Here is an 840-nt window from a genome sequence, read left to right on the forward strand (position 1 = left end):
ATCACGAGTGTGATGGGGACAATATAGGGCCCAAGCGCCGGCGCAACGACCTCGAGGCCTTCGACCGCCGACAGTACGGAAATCGCAGGCGTGATGACGGCGTCCCCATAAAACAGTGACGCGCCAACAATGCCGATGCCCAGGACGAGGGCAGGACGCGTTCGATAGCTTGCCCTGGCCAATGCCATCAGAGAAAGAATGCCACCTTCGCCGTCGTTGTCGGCTCGGAGGACGAAAAGCACGTACTTGATGGTCACGATCAGCGTCAAAGTCCAGAAGATCATGGAAACGATCCCGAGCACGTCAGCCCGGATCAAGGCACCATCGGAGGAGGCGGCGTGAATGGCTTCACGAAAGGCATAGATCGGGCTTGTACCGATGTCGCCATAGACGACGCCAATTGCGCCGATCACGAGGACCGGAAATGTTTCCTTGGGATGGATATCCGGTTCAGATACGGCTGAGCCGGCAATCCCGTCTTCGTCGCCAATTGGCTGTCCCATGAATAGGCTCTCTTACTGAAGGCGCGCTGAACGCCTCTTGCTTATTACAGGACCTGTTCAAATTCGCCAATGAAGCTTACTGCGGACATCACTATCGCGGGAAGCCCTCGCAGTTCCCAGAGCCAAATGTCATCTCTCAAGCAACAACAGTTGGAGTTGCGGCCAGAGGTGATGCGGGCGATGCGATAGAACCTAATCCGGGACACTCCACTGGGGATTCCAAGCGATCTCCCAGAGGTGGTCGTCGGGGTCGCGAAAGTAGCCGGAGTATCCGCCCCAGAAGCGGTCGTGCGGCGGGTCGGTAACGACAGCACCGGCCTGCTCCGCCTGCCGAATA

The 840-nt window shown here is 58.0% G+C and carries 2 protein-coding genes; both read right to left on the reverse strand.

From position 1 onward, the window contains the following. On the reverse strand, nucleotides 1-503 hold a 503-nt coding region (locus tag CU102_RS28330; RefSeq protein ID WP_210204799.1), incomplete at its 3' end, for a KUP/HAK/KT family potassium transporter. A gap of 192 nt (nucleotides 504-695) precedes the next feature. Continuing rightward, nucleotides 696-839 (reverse strand): VOC family protein, encoded by a 144-nt coding sequence (locus CU102_RS28335; RefSeq protein ID WP_245425634.1) that lies wholly within the window; start codon nucleotides 837-839, stop codon nucleotides 696-698. Between the last annotated feature and the right edge of the window lies 1 nt (nucleotide 840).

The sequence above is a fragment of the Phyllobacterium brassicacearum genome (assembly GCF_003010955.1).
Lineage (GTDB): Bacteria > Pseudomonadota > Alphaproteobacteria > Rhizobiales > Rhizobiaceae > Phyllobacterium > Phyllobacterium brassicacearum.